Raw genomic sequence first — 4,805 nt, forward strand, 5'->3', positions numbered from 1 at the left:
GCCCGCCTGGCTCGTCTCGGCCGGCGGCCGCGGCGCCCCGCTCACGGCGAAGCAGGACCGTGACCGCGCGGCGCTGGCCCACCTCAGTCTGGCGTTCGGCGTGCTCGGCCCGCTGGTCGTGTGGCTGCTCTACCGCGACCGCGGCCCGTTCACCTCGCAGGAGTCGCGCGAGGCCCTGAACTTCTCCGGGCCGCCCACGCTCATCACGCTCCTGTTCTTCTTCCTGTCCCTGCTGCCGGTGGTCGGCCCGATCTTCGCGATCCTCGGCGCGCTCACGTGGGCCGCCATGGCGGTCTACGGCGTGATGGGCGCCTCGCACGTGTCCAAGGGCCGTCCGTTCCGGTACCCGTTCAACCTGCGCATCCTGCGCTGACCCGGGGCCGGCCGGTCAGAAGCCGGCCAGCGCCCGGACGATCGCGTCGTTGCGCAGCCGCCCCTCGAGCGTGGGGATGATGCGCCCGTCGACGGCGGCACGCCCGTCCAGCAGGCCCGCGGCGATGAGTTCGGCGATCGCCCCGCGGATCCGCGCGGCCTCCCCCGGCGTCTCCGAGACGAGCTCCGCGGTCGGGAGCCCGTCCACCGTGCGCACCGCGAGCATGATGCGCTCGAGTCGCCGCGCGTCGGCGTCGGGCCGCTCGCGGCCGACGGCGGGGGTGACCCCCGTGGCCAGCCGTTGCGCGTAGGCGGCGGGGTGCTTGGCGTTCCAGAACCGGACGCCGGCGAGGTGCGAGTGCGCTCCCGGGCCGATCCCCCACCAGTCCTGGTCCTCCCAGTACGCCACGTTGTGCCGCGCGCGGTGGACCCCGGAGCCCTGCGGGTCGCGCGCCCAGTTGGACACCTCGTACCAGCGGTAGCCGGCGGCGCCGAGCAGCTCCTCGGCGAGCAGGTACTTGTCCGCCTGGTCGTCGGGGTCCACGTCCGCCACCTCGCCGCGGGCCACCTGGGCCCCGAGCTTGGTGCCCTCCTCCACGATCAGCGAGTACGCGCTCACGTGGTCCGGGGCCAGGGCGACGGCGGCCTCGAGCGTGGCCCGCCAGTCGGCGAGGGACTCTCCCGCGGTCCCGTAGATCAGGTCCAGGGACACCTCCAGGCCGGCCTCGCGGGCCGCGGCGACGGCGGCGGGGACGGACTCGGGCCGATGGGTGCGCTCGAGCGTGGCGAGCACGTGCGGCACCGCGGACTGCATGCCCAGGGAGAGGCGGGTGAAGCCGCCGGCCGCGAGCTCACGGGCGTACTCCGGAGTGATGGTGTCCGGGTTGGCCTCGGTGGTGACCTCCGCGCCGGGCGCGATCCCGAACCGGTCCACCGCCGCCTGGAGGATGCGCACGAGGTCCGCGGCCGGCAGGAGCGTGGGCGTGCCGCCGCCGAAGAACACCGTGTGCAGCGGGCGGGCGGGCACGTCCGAGGACGCGAGCACGTCCGCGGCGAAGTCCAGCTCCGCGACCGCCGACTCCCAGTAGTCGCCGCGGCCCGCGCCGGGGCCGAGGTCGACGGCCGTGTACGTGTTGAAGTCGCAGTAGCCGCAGCGCACGGTGCAGAACGGCACGTGGACGTACAGGCTGAAGGTGCGCGCCGCGCCGTCGCCGGCGGCCGCGCGCACCCGCTGCCCGACGTCGGCCGGCAGCCGGCCGTCGTCGGGGACCGGCTCGCCGAGGGGCAGGGCGGGCACTTACTTCTTCGCCGCCTGGTCGGCGCCGGCGCCGTCCGAGGACAGGGCGGCGATGAAGGCCTCCTGCGGGACCTCGACCCGGCCCACCATCTTCATGCGCTTCTTGCCCTCCTTCTGCTTCTCGAGCAGCTTGCGCTTGCGGGAGATGTCGCCGCCGTAGCACTTGGAGAGCACGTCCTTGCGGATCGCGCGGATGTTCTCGCGGGCGATGATGCGCGAGCCGATGGCGGCCTGGATCGGCACCTCGTACTGCTGGCGCGGGATCAGCTCCTTGAGCTTGCCCGTCATCATCACGCCGTACGTATAGGCGTTGTCCTTGTGGGTGATGGAGGAGAACGCGTCCACCTGTTCGCCCTGGAGCAGGATGTCCACCTTGACGAGGTCGGCCGCCTGGTCACCGTCGGCCTTCCAGTCCAGCGAGGCGTACCCCTTGGTGCGGGACTTGAGCTGGTCGAAGAAGTCGAACACGATCTCGGCCAGCGGGATCCAGTAGCGGATCTCCACCCGTTCCTCGGAGAGGTAGTCCATGCCCTTGAGGTTGCCGCGCTTGGCCTGGCACAGCTCCATGACGGCGCCGATGAACTCGGCCGGCACGATGATCGTGGCCGAGGCCATGGGCTCGCGCACCTCGAGGATCTTGCCCTCGGGGAACTCGGAGGGGTTGGTCACGGTGACGACCTCACGGTCCTCCCGGGTGACCTCGTAGACCACGTTGGGCGCGGTGGAGATGAGGTCGAGCCCGAACTCGCGCTCGAGGCGCTCGCGCACGATCTCCAGATGCAGCAGACCGAGGAAGCCGACGCGGAAGCCGAAGCCCAGCGCGACCGAGGTCTCCGGCTCGTAGACGAGCGCGGCGTCGTTGAGCTTGAGCTTGTCCAGGGCGTCACGCAGCACGGGATAGTCCGAGCCGTCGATGGGGTACAGGCCTGAGAACACCATGGGCTTGGGGTCCTCGTAGCCACCCAGGGACTGCTCGGCCGGGTGGGCGTGGTTGGTGACCGTGTCGCCCACCTTGGACTGCCGCACGTCCTTCACGCCGGTGATGAGGTAGCCCACCTCGCCCACGGCCAGGCCCTTCGTGGGTACGGGCTCCGGGGAGGAGACGCCGATCTCGAGGAGCTCGTAGGTGGTGCCCGTGGACATCATGCGGACCTTCTCCCGCGGGGAGAGCCGGCCGTCCACGACGCGCACGTACGTGACGACGCCCCGGTAGGTGTCGTACACGGAGTCGAAGATCATCGCGCGGGCCGGGGCGTCCGCGTCGCCCTCCGGGCTGGGGACGGCGCGGACCACGCGGTCCAGCAGCTCCTCGACGCCGACGCCCGTCTTGCCGGACACGCGCAGCACGTCCTCGGGATCGCAGCCGATCAGGGAGGCCAGCTCGGCCGCGTAGCGGTCCGGATCCGCGGCGGGCAGGTCGATCTTGTTGAGCACGGGGATGATCTCCAACTCGTGCTCCATGGCGAGGTAGAGGTTCGCCAGGGTCTGCGCCTCGATGCCCTGGGCGGCGTCCACCAGCAGGATCGCCCCCTCGCACGCGGCCAGCGAGCGGGAGACCTCGTAGGTGAAGTCCACGTGCCCGGGGGTGTCGATCATGTTCAGGGCGTAGTCCACCCCGTCCACGGACCAGGGCATGCGCACGGCCTGGGACTTGATGGTGATGCCGCGCTCACGCTCGATGTCCATGCGGTCCAGGTACTGCGCCTTCATGTCGCGGGGCTGCACGACGCCGGTGGCCTGCAGCATGCGGTCCGCCAGCGTGGACTTGCCATGGTCGATGTGGGCGATGATGCAGAAGTTGCGGATCACCGAGGGGTCGGTGGCAGCGGGCACCGGGGGGTTCGACGCCAGGGGCGACACGGGCACTTCCTCTACGGGTGACGGGGACGGGACTCTGACCGCCTAGTCTCTCATGATCCGCCGCCGACCCGACCCGGACGCCGGGCCCGCGCGTCCACTAGATTCACGCCCATGGCCTTCGACCTGCATCGCGCCCTGTCCCTCGGCCGCCGGACGGCACGCCTGATCGGCGCCCTCCGCGACGACGCCCGGCCGCGCCGGGCCGCCTCCGAGGCCGGTCGACGGGCCGGCGACCGGAGCGGCCCGTCGCCCTTCCCCGCCCCGCCCGGGCCTCCCGGGCCCGCGTGCGACCCCACGGCGCCCACCGACTCGTGGCCGATGCCCGGGCCCGGGCAGGAGCGCCGGCCCCGGCGACAGGACGCCGGCCGCCACGTGTCCCTGCCGGACTTCACCGGCACCGTCCGCGTCGAGTACGCGCCCGTGCCCGGGCCGACGGCCGGGCCGGGCGAGGTCGTGTGGACCTGGGTGCCGTACGAGGAGATGGACGGCCGGGGCAAGGACCGCCCCGTGCTCCTGATCGGCCGGGACGGGGCGCACCTGCTCGGGCTCATGCTGACCAGCCGGGACCGGAACAACGCCCTGGCCCGCGACGAGGACTACGTGGACGTGGGCGCGGGCGCCTGGGACCGGTCCGGCCGCGCCTCGGAGGTGAAGCTGGACCGGGTGGTCCGCGTGGATCCGGCCGCGGTGCGCCGGGAGGGCGGCGTCCTGGACCGGGCGGCCTTCGACCGGGTCACGGCCGCGCTGGCCCGCGCCCGGCGGCGGGGGCGCTGAGTCGGCCGCGCGGATCGCAGGGTCTGGGTGGTAGGATCGTCCGCATTGTGTCCGCCGGTCGACGGGCACCCCCGGAACGGGTCATCATCGGTGTTCCCCACGCCGCTCAGTCCACGGATCCGGGCACCCTCCACGACCCCCTGTTCATGCGGCGCCCGGACCCTCGTCCGCGCCGCCGACGACGAAGGACCCGATTTGGCTAACATCAAGTCCCAGAAGAAGCGCATCCTCACCAACGAGAAGGCGCGCCAGCGCAACGTCGCGGTGAAGTCCGAGCTGAAGACCGCCATCCGCGCCGTGGACAAGGCCGTCGCCGCCGGCGAGCCCGAGGCCGCCGCCGCCGCGCTGCGCACCGCCTCCCGCAAGCTGGACAAGGCCGCCTCGAAGGGCGTCATCCACAAGAACCAGGCCGCGAACCGCAAGTCCGGCATCGCCGCCCGCGTGAAGGCCCTCCTCGGCTGATCCACGCCCCCCGGCTGTGACCGCGGCCCCCGCCCCGAGC

The 4,805-nt window shown here is 72.6% G+C and carries 5 protein-coding genes; 3 read left to right on the forward strand and 2 right to left on the reverse strand.

Annotated elements, in window-relative coordinates; genetic code table 11:
- The coding region (locus D8M29_RS08485; protein ID WP_148111556.1) for a DUF4870 domain-containing protein at positions 1-373 on the forward strand (373 nt) is incomplete at its 5' end.
- A gap of 15 nt (positions 374-388) precedes the next feature.
- On the opposite strand, the gene hemW is transcribed toward D8M29_RS08485, so the two are convergent.
- Together hemW and lepA are read right to left on the reverse strand one after the other, a co-directional pair.
- Positions 389-1,669, reverse strand: coding sequence for a radical SAM family heme chaperone HemW (gene hemW / locus D8M29_RS08490; RefSeq protein WP_036336572.1), 1,281 nt, complete (start codon positions 1,667-1,669; stop codon positions 389-391).
- A complete protein-coding gene (lepA, locus tag D8M29_RS08495; protein WP_036336574.1) occupies positions 1,670-3,529 on the reverse strand; it encodes a translation elongation factor 4 in 1,860 nt (619 codons plus the stop codon).
- A gap of 111 nt (positions 3,530-3,640) precedes the next feature.
- On the opposite strand from lepA, the gene D8M29_RS08500 reads away from it, so the two are divergent.
- Both D8M29_RS08500 and rpsT read left to right on the forward strand, forming a co-directional pair.
- A complete protein-coding gene (locus D8M29_RS08500; protein WP_127445905.1) occupies positions 3,641-4,303 on the forward strand; it encodes a type II toxin-antitoxin system PemK/MazF family toxin in 663 nt (220 codons plus the stop codon).
- Positions 4,304-4,498: 195 nt separating this feature from the next.
- Positions 4,499-4,765, forward strand: a complete 267-nt coding sequence (rpsT, locus tag D8M29_RS08505; RefSeq protein WP_036336578.1) for a 30S ribosomal protein S20 — start codon at positions 4,499-4,501, stop codon at positions 4,763-4,765.
- Positions 4,766-4,805 lie beyond the last annotated feature (40 nt).

Origin of the sequence: Micrococcus sp. HSID17227 (assembly GCF_003989405.1) — a bacterium.
In the GTDB taxonomy this organism is placed as follows: domain Bacteria; phylum Actinomycetota; class Actinomycetes; order Actinomycetales; family Micrococcaceae; genus Micrococcus; species Micrococcus luteus.

Bases quoted from the DNA above. Each gene is read 5' to 3' on its own strand.
- D8M29_RS08500 (WP_127445905.1), top strand. From the start codon at position 3,641: ATGGCCTTCGACCTGCATCGCGCCCTGTCCCTCGGCCGCCGGACGGCA.